We start from the raw sequence: 15,221 nt of genomic DNA, 5'->3' as shown, positions 1-15,221 counted from the left end.
AGCCACACTTCTCCTCGAAAGCAGACATAGACTGACGCCTTATCGTAACGGCGGCGGGCGATCAGATTTACCCCGCAGGCTGTGAGGCATCAGACGGCTTCGGCTGTGCCGCCTTAACCGCGCCGAGCGCCGAGCGCCATCCTTCAACAGGCCGAGCGCCATCCTTCAACAGATCGTTGACAACTTCTCGTTGAGGCGCTGGGATGGTCGGTATGACCTTCGAATCAGTCGCGGCGCGCGAGGCCAACCGGACCCGAGCGCACCGCAGCTACGCGGCGCTCCAGCGACTCACTGAGCGGCATGCGGCCACCGAGCAGCAGCGGCACCGGCACACCAACCCGTACGCCGCCGACCCGTACGAGGCGATCGCCGTGCTCCTGGCGTTGGCCGCCGGGGCCGCTGAACCGGTGCCGGGTGAGGAGCCGGTGGACGAGGCCGATCTGCTCGCCGCGCTGACCCTCTTCCCGCACCTGCGCGCCGAGATCGACGCGATGGAGGCGGGTCTGTTCCGCCTGGCCCGCAGCCGGGGGTTGACCTGGCAGGCGATCGGCCAGGGGCTCGGCCTGGGCAGCGCTCAGGCCGCCAAGCAACGCTCCGACCGCCTCACCACCCGCACCTCCCCCGCCCCCACCTGAACCCCACCACTGCGCCACCCCCGCACCCCGGCAGCAACTTCGGGGAAACTGCTGTATCCAGGTGCCGCCAGGCAGCAGTTTCCCCGAAGTTGCACAGATCTTGCGACGCGCAGGGAAGGGACGCGGAGGGAGGGCGGAAGAGCCCACGCGGCGAGGAGGCTGCTCAGCGGGGGACTACCTGCTCCGCGGCCCATTCGCGCCAGGTGACCAGCCGGTCGGCGGCGGTGGCGAGTTGGTCGGCGACGGGACCCGGGCCGGTGGAGCCGGGGGTGATCCGAGCGGCGAGGGCGGAGCGGACCGACAGCACATCGCGTACGCCCGGGTCGAGGTGCTCACTGACGGCGGCCAGGTCGTCATCGGAGACCTCGTCGAGGGCGCAGTCCCGGGCCGCGCAGAGCGCCACCAGCTTGCCGGTGATCTCGTGCGCGTCGCGGAACGGCACACCCTTGCGGACCAGCCAGTCCGCCACCTCGGTGGCCAGCGAGAAGCCCACCGGCGCGGCGGCGACCAGGCGGTCGACGCGTACCGTCATCGTGGAGATCATCCCGGCGAGCGCCGGCAGCAGCAGTTCCAGGGTGTCGACCGCGTCGAAGGCCGGTTCCTTGTCCTCCTGCATGTCCCGGTCGTACGTCATCGGCAGGCCCTTGAGCATGGTCAGCACCGCGACCAACCCACCGACCAGCCGGCCGGACTTGCCCCGGGCCAGCTCGGCGATGTCCGCGTTCTTCTTCTGCGGCATGATCGACGAACCGGTGGCGAAGGCGTCGTCCAGTTCGACCCAGCCGAACTCCTGCGACGTCCAGAGGACCACCTCCTCACCGAGGCGGGACAGGTGCACCCCGATCATCGCGGTGACGAAGAGGAACTCGGCGACGAAGTCCCGGTCGGCGACCGCGTCCATCGAGTTGGCGAAGGACGTCCGGAAGCCGAGTTCCTTCGAGACCGCCACCGGGTCCAGCGGCAGGCCCGAACCGGCCAGCGCCCCCGCGCCGAGCGGGCTGACCGCGGTGCGGTGGTCCCAGTCGCGCAGCCGCTCCAGGTCCCGCAGCAGTGGCTGTACGTGGGCGAGCAGCCAGTGCCCGAAGGTCACCGGTTGGGCGTGTTGCAGGTGCGTCATGCCGGGTGCGGCGGTGTCCACGTGCCGTCCGGCCTGCTCGACCAGCGCCTCGGCCAGCTCGACCAGCCGGGCGGCCACCCCCCGCGCGTGGTCGCGCAGGTAGAGCCGCAGGTCGGTGGCGACCTGGTCGTTGCGGGACCGGCCGGCGCGCAGCTTGCCGCCGAGGCTGCCGAGCCGCTCCAGCAGACCCCGCTCCAGCGCGGTGTGCACGTCCTCGTCGTCGACGGTGGGGCGGAACGCCCCCGAGGCGCAGGCGGCCTCCAGGTCGTCGAGGGCGGCGAGGATACGGCCCAGTTCCTCCGGGTCGAGCAGGCCGGCGCCGGCCAGGACCCGGGCGTGCGCCCGCGATCCGGCGATGTCGTACGGGGCCAGCCGCCAGTCGAACTGCACGCTCACCGACAGCCGGGCGAGCGCCTCCGACGGGCCACCGGCGAACCGGCCTCCCCACAGGCTCGTCCGATTGGCCGCTGCGCTGTTCTCGGTCAGGCTCTTGTCGTCCACCCGGTCAATTGTGGTCCCCACGATCAGCCGTCCCCCAACCGGGCACCCGGGTCTGACACAAGCTCGCTCACGGCGTACCGCTCCCTTCGACGCTGTCGTCCCGGCGGGCCCAGCCGGCGAGCCGTTCACCGAGCGCGGCGCCACCGTCAGCGGCGCGCGCCACGACGAAAATGGTGTCGTCGCCGGCGATGGTGCCGACGACCTCCGACAGGCCCGCCCGATCCAACGCGCTGGCCAGGTACTGTGCGGCGCCCGGCGGGGTGCGCAGGACCGCGATGTTGCCGCTGGAGTCGACCTCGTTGAGCAGCTCACGCAGCAACCGCACCAGTCGCGCCGGTGCCGCCTCGGCGTCGCGCAGCGGGCGGTGGCCGTCCTCGGGAATGACGTAGACGGCCCGGCCGTCACCACCCCGGGCGGTGACCGCGCCGAGTTCCTTGAGGTCCCGGGACAGGGTGGCCTGGGTGACCTGGACACCCTCGTCGCCGAGCAGCTCGGCCAGTTCGGTCTGCGAGCGGACCGCCCGCTCGCGGATCAACTCGACGATGCGGGCGTGCCGGGCGCTACGGGTCAGTGGTGCGGTCACGGAGCCAACCTAACGTTCCCGGCCGTGGGACGCCGCCGCGCTGCGTTCGTCGCGCTCACCGCTTCTCCTCCTCCGTCAGGAGGAAGGTGAGCAGCGCCTTCTGGGCGTGCAGCCGATTCTCCGCCTGGTCGAACACGGCGCTGCGCGGGCCGTCGAGCACCTCGTCGGTGATCTCCTCGCCGCGATGCGCCGGCAGGCAGTGCAACACGATGGCCGCCGGCCCGGCATGCTCCAGCAGCGCCTTGTTGACCTGGTACGGCAGGAACGGGGTGGTGCGGTCCAGCCCGTCGTCCTCCTGCCCCATCGACGTCCAGGTGTCGGTGGCGACCACGTCGGCGTCGCGGACGGCGGCGACCGGGTCGGTGAGCGCCCGGACCGAACCGCCGGTGCCGGCGGCGATCGCCTCGGCGCGGGCCACCACGTCCGGGTCGGGAAGGAAGCCGGCCGGACCGGCGACCCGCACGTGCATCCCGGCGGTCGCGCCGGCCAGCAGGTACGAGTGGGACATGTTGTTCGCCGCGTCCCCGACGTAGGCCAGCGTCCGTCCCTCGGTGCCGCCGCACCACTGACGGACGGTGAGCAGGTCGGCGAGCAACTGGCAGGGGTGGTACCCGTCGGTCAACGCGTTGATCACCGGCACGGTCGCGCCGGCGGCCACCTCCGCGATGCGGTCGTCGCCGTGGGTACGCAACACGATCGCGGCCACGTACCGGGACAGCACCCGGCCGGCGTCGCCGAGCGACTCGCCCCGGCCGAAGTGGGTCACCTGGGTGTCCACCACCAGTGGGTGACCACCGAGTTCGGCGATGCCGGCGTCGAAGGAGATCCGGGTACGCAGGCTCTGCTTGTCGAAGAGCACCGCCACCGAGCGGGGTCCGGCCAGCGGGGTGAACGCGAAACGGTCCGCCTTCATCCGGAGGGCCAGGTCCAGCACTGCGGCCTGCTCGGCCGGTGACAGGTCGTCGTCGCGCAGGAAGTGCCGGGTCATGCGGAAGCCTCCGTCGGCGTCGGAGCGGGGGTCGGGATCGTGCTGGGCGACGGCGCTTCCTGGACAACAGGATCAGGGGCGTTCGTCGACGCGGTCAGGGCGGCTGGCAGCGCCGCCAGGAAGGCGTCGGCCTGGTTGGTGGTGAGGATCAGCGGTGGCGCCAGGCGGATCACGTCGGGCTGGATCGGGTTGACCAGGAAGCCGGCGTCGCGCAGCACCCCGGCGAGGGCGGCGGAGACCGGTGCGGTCAGGGTGATGCCGAGCAGCAGGCCCGCGCCGCGTACCTCGCCGACCAGGGGGTGACCGAGCGACTCGATCCCCCGACGCAGCCGCTCCCCGATCCGTTTGACGTGGTCGAGCAGCCCTTCGCTGGCGATGGTGGAGATCACCGCCAGGGCCGCCGCGCAGCTGATCGGGTTGCCGCCGAAGGTGCTGCCGTGCGAGCCGGGGCCGAGCAGGTCGGCGGCCGGCCCGAAGGCCAGGGTGGCACCGATGGGCAGCCCACCGCCGAGCCCTTTGGCCAGGGTCACCACGTCCGGTTCGATGCCGTCGGCCTGATGGGCGAACCAGTGCCCGGTCCGGCCGACCCCGGTCTGCACCTCGTCGAGCACGAGCAGGGCACCGTGCCGGGCGGTGATCCGCCGGGCCTCGGCGAGGTAGCCGGCGGGTGGGACCACCACGCCGTTCTCACCCTGGATCGGCTCCAGGATCACCATGGCGGTGGCGTCGGTCACCGCATCGGCCAGGGCGGCGACGTCACCGTACGGGACGTGGGTGACCTCGCCCGGCAGGGGACGGAACGGGTCGGCCTTGCTCGGTTGCCCGGTCAGCGCCAGTGCGCCCATGGTGCGGCCGTGGAAGCCGCCGACCGTGGAGACCACCTGGGTTCGGCCGGTGCACCGGGAGAGTTTGAACGCCGCCTCGTTGGCCTCGGCGCCGGAGTTCGCGAAGAACACCCGCCCCGGCCGACCGGCGAGCGCCAGCAGCAACTCGGCCAGCGCCACCGGCGGTTCGGAAATGTACAGATTGGAGACGTGGCCGAGGGTGGCGACCTGCTTCGACACGGCCGCCACCACCGCCGGGTGGGCATGGCCGAGAGAGTTGACCGCGATGCCACCGAGCAGGTCGACGTACTCCCGGCCGGCCTCGTCGACCACGACGGCGCCGGCACCGGACACCAACGCCAGCGTCGGCGTGCCGTAGTTGTCCATCATCGCCTGCCGCCACCGGCTGACCAGAGCGCTCATGAGGGGACCACCATCGTTCCGAAGCCTTCCGAGGTGAACACTTCCAGCAGGGTGGAATGGGCGACCCGACCGTCCACGACGTGCGCGGCCGGCACCCCACCGGTGACGGCTCGCAGGCACGCCTCCATTTTCGGCACCATGCCGGATTCCAGTGACGGCAGCAGCTTCGCCAACCCGTCGGTGTTGATCTCGCTGACCAGGCTGGACCGGTCGGGCCAGTCGGCGTACAGGCCGGGCACGTCGGTGAGCACGACCAGCTTGCGGGCCCGCAGGGCGACCGCGAGCGCTGCGGCGGCGGTGTCGGCGTTCAGGTTGTGCAGCACCCCGTCCGCGTCCGGCGCCACGGTGGAGATCACCGGGATCCGGCCGGCCGCGATCAGGTCGTCCACCGCCGAGACATCCACCGACTCGACGTCGCCGACCTGACCGACGTCGACCGGCTGCCCGTCGACGTACGCGGGCCGCCGCACCGCCGTGAACAGCCCGGCGTCCTCCCCGGAGAGACCGACCGCGAACGGGCCGTGTGCGTTGATCAGCCCGACCAGCTCCCGACCGACCTGACCGACCAGCACCATCCGGACCACGTCCATCGCCTCCGGGGTGGTCACCCGAAGGCCGCCCCGGAACTCGCTGTCGATGCCCAGCCGGCCGAGCATGGCCGAGATCTGCGGTCCGCCGCCGTGCACCACCACCGGCTTGAGTCCGACGTAGCGCATGAACACCATGTCGGCGGCGAAGGCCCGCTGCAACTCCGGGTCGACCATGGCATTACCGCCGTACTTGATCACCACGGTCGAGCCGGAGAAGCGGGCCAGCCACGGCAGTGCCTCGATCAGCGTGGCGGCCTTGGCCTGGGCGCTGGTGACGTCGGATGTCATGTCGAGTAGGCCGAGTTCTCGTGCACGTAGCCGTGCGACAGGTCGTTGGTCCAGACCGTCGCCTGGGCGACGCCGGCATGCAGGTCGATCCGGATGGTGACGTCCCGGCCGGAGAGATCCACCTTTGAGCGGTCCTCGGCGGCCGCGCCGGCCCGGCAGACCCAGATGCCGTTGACCGCCACGTCGACGGCGTCCGGCTCGAACGCTGCGGAGGTGGTACCGACCGCGGCGAGGATCCGACCCCAGTTCGGATCGTTGCCGAACAGCGCGGTCTTGACCAGGTTGTTGCGGGCCACCGCCCGACCGACCTCGACCGCCTCGTCCTCGTCGGCGCTGCCGACGACCTCGATGGCGACCTGCTTGGTGGCGCCCTCGGCGTCGGCGATCAGCTGCTGGGCCAGGTCGTGGCAGGCGGCGGTGACCGCCGAGGCCAGCTCCGCCGCACTCGGCGCGACTCCCGAGGCACCGCTGGCCAGCAGCAGCACCGTGTCGTTCGTCGACATGCAACCGTCGGAGTCGACCCGGTCGAAGGTGACCCGGGTGGCCGCTCGCAGCGCCGCGTCGAGGGTCTCCGGCCCGGCCACCGCATCGGTGGTCAGGACCGAGAGCATGGTCGCCATGCCCGGGGCCAGCATGCCGGCGCCCTTGGCCATGCCGCCGACGCTCCAGCCGGCACCGGAGACGACGGTGGTCTTCGGCCGGGTGTCCGTCGTCATGATCGCCTCGGCGGCGGCCGGCCCGCCCTCCCCGGAGAGCTCCCGCGCGGCAGCGCCCACACCGGCGAGCAGAGCGGGCATCGGCAGCCGCACGCCGATCAGGCCGGTGGAGCAGACCGCCACCTCACCCGCACCGATCTGGTACGGGTTGACCGAGTTCAGCTCGGCGGCGGTGCGCTCGGCGGTGGCGTGGGTGTCCTGGAAGCCGGCCGGGCCGGTGCAGGCGTTCGCGCCACCGGAGTTGAGCACCACCGCCCGCACGATGCCGCCACGGACGACCTGCTCGGTCCAGAGCACCGGCGCGGCTTTGACCCGGTTGGTGGTGAAGACCCCGGCGACACCGGCGTCGGGGCCGTCGTTGACCACCAGTGCCACATCCGAGGCGCCGCTGCTCTTGAGGCCGGCGGCCACCCCGGCCGCTCGGAACCCCTGGGGTGTGGTGACGGTCATGGCGCGGTCCCCCACACGGACAGGCCCGTGGTTTCGGGCAGACCGAACATCAGGTTGGCGTTCTGCACCGCCTGACCGGCGGCGCCCTTGCCGAGGTTGTCCAGCGCGGCGACCACGATCAGCCGACCGGAGTCGACATCGACGCCGGCCTGCAGGTGGCAGGAGTTGCCGCCCAGCGTGGCTGCCGTGTGCGGCCACCGCCCCTCGGGCAGCAGATGCACGAACGGTGCGTCCGCGTACGCCTGGGCCAGCACCGCACGCGGGTCGGCCGCGCCGGTCGGCAGCGCGGTGACCGTGGCCAGGATGCCGCGCGGCATCGGCGCCAGCACCGGAGTGAACGACAGCCCGGTCGCCCCGGTGGCCTGCTTGATCTCCGGTACGTGCTGGTGCGCGCCCACCTTGTAGGGCGACAGGTCGCCCATCACCTCGCTGGCCAGCAGGTGGGCCTTGGCGCCCCGGCCCGCGCCCGAGGTGCCGGACGCGGCGACGACCACCACGTCGTCGGGCTGGGCGACGCCGGCGGCGATCAGCGGGGCCAGCGCGAGCGTGATCGTCGCCGCGTAGCAGCCGGTGTTGGCCACCCGGTCGGCGGCGGCGATCCGCTCGCGCTGGCCGGGCAGTTCGGGCAGGCCGTAGGTCCACGTGCCGGCGTGCCGGCCGCCGTAGTAGCGGGCCCAGGCGTCGGCGTCGGCGAGCCGGTGGTCCGCCCCCAGGTCCACGATCCGCACACCGGCGGGCAGCTGCGCGGCGATGGCCGCCGACTCGCCGTGCGGCAGGGCGAGGAAGACCAGATCGGCCTCGGCCAGCACCTCCGGCCTGGTCTCACCGAAGGTCACGTCCAGGCCGGTCAGGTGCGGGTGGACGGCGTCGAGCCGTTGCCCGGCCTGGCTGTGCGCGGTGGCGACGACCAGGTCGAACTCGGGATGTCCGGCGAGCAGGCGGAGCAGTTCGCCACCGGCGTATCCACTCGCCCCGGCAACCGCAGCCCGAATCCCCATACCCACCTCCGCATGACTATGCAGAGAAGGCTAACAGGCACACACCTCGATCTGCAAGTTCATACAGCAAGCCGTATGTTAATGAATCCGATCGGGATCGCCCTAGAGGCGGCCCTCGGCGACCGCTCGGGTCACCCAGGGAATGACCTCGTCGAGCATCTCGTCCAGGGACGTGGTGGCGGTGAAGCCGAGCACCTCGGCGGCCTTGGTGGTGTCCGGTACGCGCTTGCGGACGTCGTACTGGAAGGGTTCGTCGCTGACATGCCGGAACGGCACGTCCGGTCCCTTGATCTTGCGCCAGATCAGCTCCGCCAGCTCCAGCACGGTGGTCGACTCGGCGGTGGAGAGGTTGAAGTCCTCGTTGCGGGCCGCCGGGTGCTCGATGGCCAGCGCGATGCCCCGGGCCAGGTCGCCGCCGTAGGTGTAGTGCCGCACCTGGTCACCCTCGCCGAGGATGTGCAGCGGATCCTGCCCCTTGACGATCTTCTGCACCAGGTCGGGCACCACGTGCGACATGGCCAGCTTGACGTTGCCGGAGAGCACCTCGGCCTGACCCAGCGCCCGCCCCTCCCCCACACCGACGCAGTTGAACGGCCGCACGATCGTGTAGGGCAGCCCGTACTGGTCCCAGGCCGCCCGGGCGTAGTACTCCACGGCCAGCTTCTGGAAACCGTACGAGGACAGCGGCGGCGGGACACGCCGCTCGTCGCCCTCCCGACTGGGCCAGTGCTCGGTCGACTCGAACACCATCGAGGAGGAGAGATAGGTGACCTTGGACAGTCGACCGTCGCGGTGCGCCCGGATCGCCGCGTCGCAGGTCGCCGCCATGATCCGCTCATTGGTGGCGAGCAGGTCGTAGGCGTACGCGTGGAAGTAGGAGATCCCCCCGATCATCGCGGCACCGGCGACCAGGTGGTCGCAGCCGTCGAGCAGTTCGGTCAGCAGATCGGTGTCGCGGGCGTCGCCCTCGACGAACCGGAACCGGGGGTGCCCCTCGTGGCTGTGGGAGACCGGGCCGTACTTCGAGAAGTTGTCGACACCCACCACCTCGTGGCCCCGCTCCAGCAACTCCGCGACGACATAGCCGCCGATGAAGCCGGCCGAACCAGTTACCAGGACCTTCGCCACGTACGCTCCTATGCCGTCTTCTCGTACTCGGTGCCACGCGGAACCGGCACGGCCGGCGTCCGCACCCGGGCGGTCAGCTTCTCCCGGCTCAGCCGTCGACCGTAGGCGAACAGGTACCAGCGCAGGTAGCCGGGGAGGAAGCGGCCCAGGTCGAAGTGGGACTCGCCGAGCGGCCGGTCCAGCCAGATGGTCGGGATCTCGGCCACCGGCAGGCGCAGCCGGGTAGCCTTCGCGGTCAGTTCCAGCCCGATCTCGAAGCCCGTCCGGGACTCGATGCCGACCTCCCGGACGAAAGCCGTGTCGTACGCCTTGAAGCTGTTGGTGGCGTCGCGGGTACCCACCCGGGCGAAGGTGTAGAGGCTGCGGCCCGCCCAGCGCGACATCATCCGCTTCAGCCTCGGCCCGCCGACCTGCTGGCCACCCGGCATGTAGCGGGAGGCCGCGGCGACCACCACCCCCCGGTCCACCAACCGGGCCAGTTCGTCGATCTGGCGGGGATCGTCACATCCGTCGGCCATCGTCACCACCGCGACCGGTGCCAGCGCCGCGTCGATGCCGAACCGGATCGCGTTGGCCGGACCCCGGCCGTAGGTGTTGAGCACCGCCCGGACCCTCGGATCGGTACGCGCGATCCGTTCGACGTACGGGACCGTGGTGTCCTCCGGCATGTCGTGCACGATCAGCACCTCGGCGGGCAGCAGCATCTCGCGCAGCATCCGCTCCAGGCAGCGGACGATCGCCTCGCCCTCGTTGTAGACCGGCACGATCACCGAGACCCGGGGGTTCACACCCGCACCCCCTGCCCAGTCAGCCCCCACATGTCGATCACCGGTTTGTCGGTGTCGAGGCGGGCGTACTGCTCGTGCGGTGCGGCGATGACCAGCAGATCCGCCCGACGCAGCACCTCATCGAGGTCGACGAGACGCTCGTCGGGCACGTACGGGTCGGTGCACAACGTCTCCCGCGTCTTCAACGCCAGGATCTTGCGGAGCTTGTACGCCAGGCTCTCCCGGGGGTCGTCGCTGCCGCCCTTGAAGGCCATGCCGAGAATCCCCACCGTCGAGTCGGCCAGGTCGAACCGGTCCTCCAGGCGGGACACCAGGTACAGCGGCAACCCTTCGTTGATCAGCATCGCCGAGTGCCCGAGCACGAAGTTGTTCCGGTTGAACGCGGCCAGCTGCATGGTGTCCTTGAACAGGCACGGCCCGGCCGCGAAACCCGGCATCGGCAGGTCCGCGGCGCGCGGGTAGTCGTACGCCACGGCGTGCCGGATCCGGGCGAAGTCCAACCCGAAGTCGTTGGCCATCATCCAGAACTGGTTCGCGGTGGCGAACTTGATGTACCGCCAGGTGTTGGTGAACAGCTTCGCCAGCTCGGCCTCCTCGGGTTCGAGCGGGACGATCTGGTCGGTCAGGTGCCGGAACAACTTCTCCGCCCGCGTCAGCGCCTCCGGGGTCCGGGCGGCGACGATCTGCGGCAACGTGAACAACTCGGTCATCGCCCGGCCCTCGGCGATCCGTTCCGGGCAGAATGCCACGTCCGTACGCAGGCCCTTGCCGGCCAGCAGTTTCTCGGTCAGCGCGGTGACCCCGGGATAGACGGTGCTGCGCAGCACGATCAGTTGACCGTCACGAAGGTGCTCCGCGCAGCGTTCCAACGCGCGGGGCACCGCACCGAGATCCGGGTTGAGGTGCTCGTCGACCGGCGTACCGACCACGACGATCAGATGTTCCGAGGCACCGACGGAGGCCGGGTCGGTGGTGGCGCGCAGCCGCCCGGCGGCCACCGCCTCGGCCAGCGGAGCGGCCGCGCCGGGCTCGGCGAAGGGCAGGGTCGCCGCGTTGACACCCGCGACGGCATCGGCGTTGATGTCGTACAACACGACGGACAGCCCGCGGGTGGCAAAGGCGATGCCCAGTGGCAGGCCCACCCGGCCACAACCACCGACTATGCAGACGTCGACCGAGGCAGGTGGGTCATCGGACATGAGGGGGACTCCCGTGGGGGTGGCGGGGTGAGGGTGACGGCACTCGGAATCCAAGCAGGCTAACCGCTCAGAGGTAACTCGCGGGTAACCAAACAGCCATCGGTCCTGACCTTTCGGCCGACCCACCACCTACCGCATCGACACCGCCACCGTCAGCACGCCGCCCGTCCCGACGCCCACCCTTTACGCCCCCACCCGTACGACATGAAGGAAGGGCCCCCTCCTCTACCTCAGGCGATAGCAGGGGGCCCTTCCTATACAGCAGGCGTTAAGAAGGCGCCCTTCCTTACACGTCAGGCGCCGCGGAGGGTGGCGCCGAAGCGGTCGGCGGCGCGGGCGACGGCGGCGTCACGGGCGGCCACCGCCTCCTCGACCGTCAGCGTCCGGTCCGGGGCGCGGAAGGTGAGCTTGTAGGCCAGCGACCTGCGGCCGGCACCGAGTTGCTCCGAGGCGTACACGTCGAACAGGCGGGCCGACTCCAGCAGCTCACCGGCGCCCTCGACGAGCGCCTGGCGCACCTGCGCCGCCGGCACCGAATCGGCCACCACGAGCGCCACGTCGATCAGCGCCGGCGGGAACGTCGACACCGTCGGCGCGCCCACCGGCGGGGCCGACGGCAGAACGTCCAGGTCCAGTTCCATGGCGCAGGTGCGCTTCGGCAGTTCCAGCGTCGCCACGACCTGCGGGTGCAGTTCACCGGCGTGACCGACCACCGTGCCGTCGACCAGCAGCTCCGCGCAGCGACCCGGATGCCAGGGGGCGTACTCGGTGGACCGCACCTCGACCCGCTCGTCGGGTATCCCGGCGGCGGCGAGCACCGCGCGGCCCGCCTCGACGGCGTCGGCCCAGCCCGCTGGCCGCCCGTCCCCCCACCAGCCGGCCGGTTCGATGTCGCCGGTCAGCACGACGGCGACGTGCCGGGGCTGATGCGGAACCACCGCGTCGGCGGCGGCGAACTCCGCGTCGGTGGGACGCCGGTCCACGCCCATCGCGGGCGGGCTGCCGGCGTCCGGCCGGGGGTGGAAGACCGTGCCGATCTCGTAGAGGGACAGATCCCGTAGCCCACGGCCGAGGTTGCGCCGGACGATACCGAGCAGTGGGCCGAGCAGCGTGGTGCGCAGCAGCGGCTCCTCCTCCGACAGCGGGTTGGCCACCCGCACCGTCCGGCGGCGCGGGTCGTCGGCGGCCAGGCCGAGGTGGTCGGCCAGGTCCGTGGCGACGAACGGATGCGCCAGCACCTCGACGAAGCCGCGCTCGGCCAGTGAGCGGGACACCGACCGGTTGCGGCGCTGCTGCCAGGTCAGGCCCCGGCCGGGCGGCGCGGTCGGCAGCACCGACGGCACCTTGTCGTACCCGTCGAGGCGGACCACCTCCTCGATCAGGTCCGCCGGGTCGGTCAGGTCGGGCCGCCAGGTCGGCGGGGTGACGCTGAGCGTCTCACTGCCACCGGCGGCCACCGCCGTCTCGCCCGGATCCTCGGCCAGCCGGTCGGCGCCGCGTGTCACGGTGCAGCCGACCTGCTCCAGCAGGGCGACCACCCGGGCCGGCGGGTAGTCCACCCCGACCCGCCGGCTGGGCAGGTCGACCGGCAGGGTGACCGGGGTACGCGGCCGGACGTGGTCGATGTCCAGCACCTCGTCGCTCACCGTGCCGCCCGCGTACGAGGTGAGCAGCCCGACGGCCCGGTCCAGGGCGACCAGCGGCAGCGCCGGATCCACGCCCCGCTCCCACCGCTTCGCCGCCTCGCTGAACAGCTTGTGGCGGCGCGCGGTGCGGCCGACCATCGCCGGATCCCAGTGCGCGGCCTCGAACAGCACGTTGACGGTGCCCGGCAGGACCTCGCTGGTCTCCCCGCCCATCACGGCAGCGAGCGAGATCGGCATGCCGTCACCCTCGGCGGCGAGCGGGTTCGGCAGCCCGGCATCGCAGATGACCATGTCCTCGGGTGCGAGCGCACGGGTCACCCCGTCGAGCGTGGTCAGCTTCTCCCCCGGTACCGCCCGGCGCACCACCAGCGGGCCGGCGATCCGGTCGGCGTCGAAGGCGTGCATCGGCTGACCGAGTTCGAGCATCACGTAGTTGGTGATGTCGACCGGCAGCGAGATGCTGCGGATGCCGGCGACGGTGAGCCGCTGCCGCATCCAGTCCGGGGTCTGTGCCGCCGGATCGACGCCGCGCACCATCCGGGCCGCGAACCGGTCGCAGCCGACCGGGTCCCGCACCTCGACGGGGTACGCGGGCTCGGCCGTGCCGGGCGTCGCGGGCACCCGGCCCCGGTCGGAGTAGTCGAGACCGAGGGCGTGCGCCAGCTCGCGGGCGAGCCCGCGCAGCGACATCTGGTAGCCCCGGTCCGGGGTGATCTCGACCTCGATGATGATGTCGTTGAGGCCGATCACCGGGCGGGCCTCGTCGCCGGGCTCGGCCACCACGTGCTCGGGCAGCACCAGGATGCCGGAGTGGTCGTCACCCAGACCCAGTTCCTTCGCCGAGCAGATCATGCCGTTGGAGTTGCGCCCGTACGTCCTGCGCGCCCCGATGGCGAAGCCACCGGGCAGCACCCCGCCGGGCAGGATCACCACGACGCGGTCGCCGGGGGCGAAGTTGCGGGCACCGCAGACGATCTCCTGCGGTTCGCCGGTGCCGTTGGCGGTGCCCACGTTCACCCGGCAGAACCGGATCGGCTTCTTGAAGCCGGTCAGCTCCTCGATCTCCAGGACCTCGCCGACCACCAACTGCCCGGTCACCGTGCCGGAAAGGTCCACGATGGACTCGACCTCGATGCCGAGGTCCACCAGGGCCCGCTCCAGCTCGTCAACGGCCAGGTCGGGAAGGTCGACGTACTCCCGCAGCCAACTGAGAGAAACTCGCATGACTTGTAACCACCGTCTCCGTAACTCGCGCCCGCACTAAGCCCCGTGGCCGAACGCCCGGGTGAACCGGACGTCGCCCTCGACCAGGTCCCGCATGTCGCCCACCCCGTGCCGGAACATCACGGTGCGGTCGATGCCCATGCCGAAGGCGAAGCCGGAGTAGACCTCCGGGTCGATGCCGCACGCCCGCAGCACCCGTGGGTTGACCATGCCGCAGCCTCCCCACTCGACCCACTGCGGCCCCTTGCGATGCTCCGGGAACCACACGTCGAACTCGGCCGACGGCTCGGTGAACGGGAAGTAGTGCGGCCGGAACCGGGTCTTCGCGCCCGCGCCGAACATGGCCCGGGCGAAGTGGTCGAGGGTGCCGCGCAGGTGTGCCATCGTGATGCCCTTGTCCACCACCAGGCCCTCCACCTGGTAGAAGACCGGCGAGTGGGTGGCGTCCAGCTCGTCGGTGCGGTAGACCCGGCCGGGGACGACCACATAGATCGGTGGGGTGCGGGTGAGCATCGTGCGCGCCTGCACCGGCGAGGTGTGGGTACGCAGCACCAGGCCGGAGCCCTCCGGCGCGATGTGGAAGGTGTCCATCAGCCCGCGAGCAGGATGGTCGGCGGGGATGTTCAGCGCGTCGAAGTTGGTCCACTCCAGCTCGACCTCGGGCCCCTCGGCCACCTCGTAGCCCATCCCGATGAACAGGTCGCTGATCTGCTCCATCAGCACGGTGATCGGGTGTCGGGAGCCACGCGGATGCCGGTCGTACGGCAGCGTCACGTCGACTCGTTCGGCGACCAGAACCCGCTCGGCCTGCTCCCGCTCCAGCACCTCGGCACGGGCGGCGTACGCCTGCTCGATGGTGCGGCGGGCCTCGTTGACCCGCTTACCGGCGTCGGCCTTGGCCGCCGGTGGCAGCGCGCCGATCTCGCGGCGGGCCAGCGAGACCGGGGCCCGGTCCCCCAGATGCGCCGGACGCACGGCGGCCAGCGCGTCGGGGTCACCGGCGGCGGCGAACGCCTTCTCGGCCTCGGTCACGGCCTCGGCCAGGACGGCCGGATCGAGCAGGGCTACCTGCTTCGGGTCGTACGGATCGTTGCGGTAAGTCATGGCGTACGGGCACTCCCTC

13 protein-coding genes are annotated in these 15,221 nt (G+C 71.4%); 1 reads left to right on the top strand and 12 read right to left on the bottom strand.

From position 1 onward, the window contains the following. Positions 1 to 212 precede the first annotated feature (212 nt). Positions 213 to 635, top strand: coding sequence for a DNA-binding protein (locus tag Vlu01_RS16985; protein ID WP_239095947.1), 423 nt, complete (start codon positions 213 to 215; stop codon positions 633 to 635). A 163-nt stretch (positions 636 to 798) separates the two neighbouring features. Here Vlu01_RS16985 and argH read toward each other — a convergent pair whose 3' ends face one another. The 12 genes from argH to pheS form a co-directional block, all read right to left on the bottom strand. Continuing rightward, positions 799 to 2,262, bottom strand: coding sequence for an argininosuccinate lyase (gene argH / locus Vlu01_RS16980; protein WP_204000461.1), 1,464 nt, complete (start codon positions 2,260 to 2,262; stop codon positions 799 to 801). 58 nt (positions 2,263 to 2,320) lie between these two features. Next, positions 2,321 to 2,836: an arginine repressor gene (locus Vlu01_RS16975; protein ID WP_204000333.1), complete on the bottom strand. Its 516-nt coding sequence runs from the start codon at positions 2,834 to 2,836 to the stop codon at positions 2,321 to 2,323. Positions 2,837 to 2,891: 55 nt separating this feature from the next. Then, the gene (gene argF, locus Vlu01_RS16970; protein WP_204000331.1) at positions 2,892 to 3,824 is read right to left on the bottom strand and encodes an ornithine carbamoyltransferase; all 933 of its coding nucleotides are present in this window, start codon (positions 3,822 to 3,824) and stop codon (positions 2,892 to 2,894) included. Beyond that, a complete protein-coding gene (locus Vlu01_RS16965) occupies positions 3,821 to 5,071 on the bottom strand; it encodes an acetylornithine transaminase (RefSeq protein ID WP_204000329.1) in 1,251 nt (416 codons plus the stop codon). Before Vlu01_RS16965 ends, argF begins: the two co-directional genes overlap by 4 nt. Then, positions 5,068 to 5,949, bottom strand: coding sequence for an acetylglutamate kinase (gene argB / locus Vlu01_RS16960; protein ID WP_204000327.1), 882 nt, complete (start codon positions 5,947 to 5,949; stop codon positions 5,068 to 5,070). Before argB ends, Vlu01_RS16965 begins: the two co-directional genes overlap by 4 nt. Then, positions 5,946 to 7,115 carry a bifunctional glutamate N-acetyltransferase/amino-acid acetyltransferase ArgJ gene (gene argJ, locus Vlu01_RS16955; RefSeq protein ID WP_204000324.1) on the bottom strand — a complete coding sequence of 390 codons (1,170 nt, stop codon included), beginning with the start codon at positions 7,113 to 7,115 and terminating at the stop codon, positions 5,946 to 5,948. Before argJ ends, argB begins: the two co-directional genes overlap by 4 nt. Then, positions 7,112 to 8,113, bottom strand: coding sequence for an N-acetyl-gamma-glutamyl-phosphate reductase (gene argC, locus Vlu01_RS16950; protein ID WP_204000321.1), 1,002 nt, complete (start codon positions 8,111 to 8,113; stop codon positions 7,112 to 7,114). The genes argJ and argC overlap by 4 nt, the downstream gene beginning before the upstream one ends. A gap of 102 nt (positions 8,114 to 8,215) precedes the next feature. Further along, on the bottom strand, positions 8,216 to 9,241 hold the full coding sequence (locus Vlu01_RS16945) for an NAD-dependent epimerase/dehydratase family protein (RefSeq protein WP_204000318.1): 1,026 nt from the start codon (positions 9,239 to 9,241) through the stop codon (positions 8,216 to 8,218). 8 nt (positions 9,242 to 9,249) lie between these two features. Then, on the bottom strand, positions 9,250 to 10,029 hold the full coding sequence (locus Vlu01_RS16940) for a glycosyltransferase family 2 protein (protein ID WP_204000315.1): 780 nt from the start codon (positions 10,027 to 10,029) through the stop codon (positions 9,250 to 9,252). Continuing rightward, positions 10,026 to 11,228, bottom strand: a complete 1,203-nt coding sequence (locus Vlu01_RS16935; RefSeq protein WP_204000312.1) for a nucleotide sugar dehydrogenase — start codon at positions 11,226 to 11,228, stop codon at positions 10,026 to 10,028. Before Vlu01_RS16935 ends, Vlu01_RS16940 begins: the two co-directional genes overlap by 4 nt. Before the next feature lie 293 nt (positions 11,229 to 11,521). Then, a complete protein-coding gene (gene pheT / locus Vlu01_RS16930; RefSeq protein WP_204000310.1) occupies positions 11,522 to 14,098 on the bottom strand; it encodes a phenylalanine--tRNA ligase subunit beta in 2,577 nt (858 codons plus the stop codon). 36 nt (positions 14,099 to 14,134) lie between these two features. Continuing rightward, complete coding sequence (pheS, locus tag Vlu01_RS16925; RefSeq protein WP_204000308.1) at positions 14,135 to 15,202, bottom strand: phenylalanine--tRNA ligase subunit alpha; 1,068 nt, start codon at positions 15,200 to 15,202, stop codon at positions 14,135 to 14,137. Between the last annotated feature and the right edge of the window lie 19 nt (positions 15,203 to 15,221).

The organism is Micromonospora lutea, assembly GCF_016863535.1.
In the GTDB taxonomy this organism is placed as follows: Bacteria; Actinomycetota; Actinomycetes; order Mycobacteriales; family Micromonosporaceae; genus Micromonospora; species Micromonospora lutea.
The sequence above is the reverse complement of the archived record's forward strand: the minus strand, read 5'-3'. Positions and strand labels throughout refer to the sequence as shown.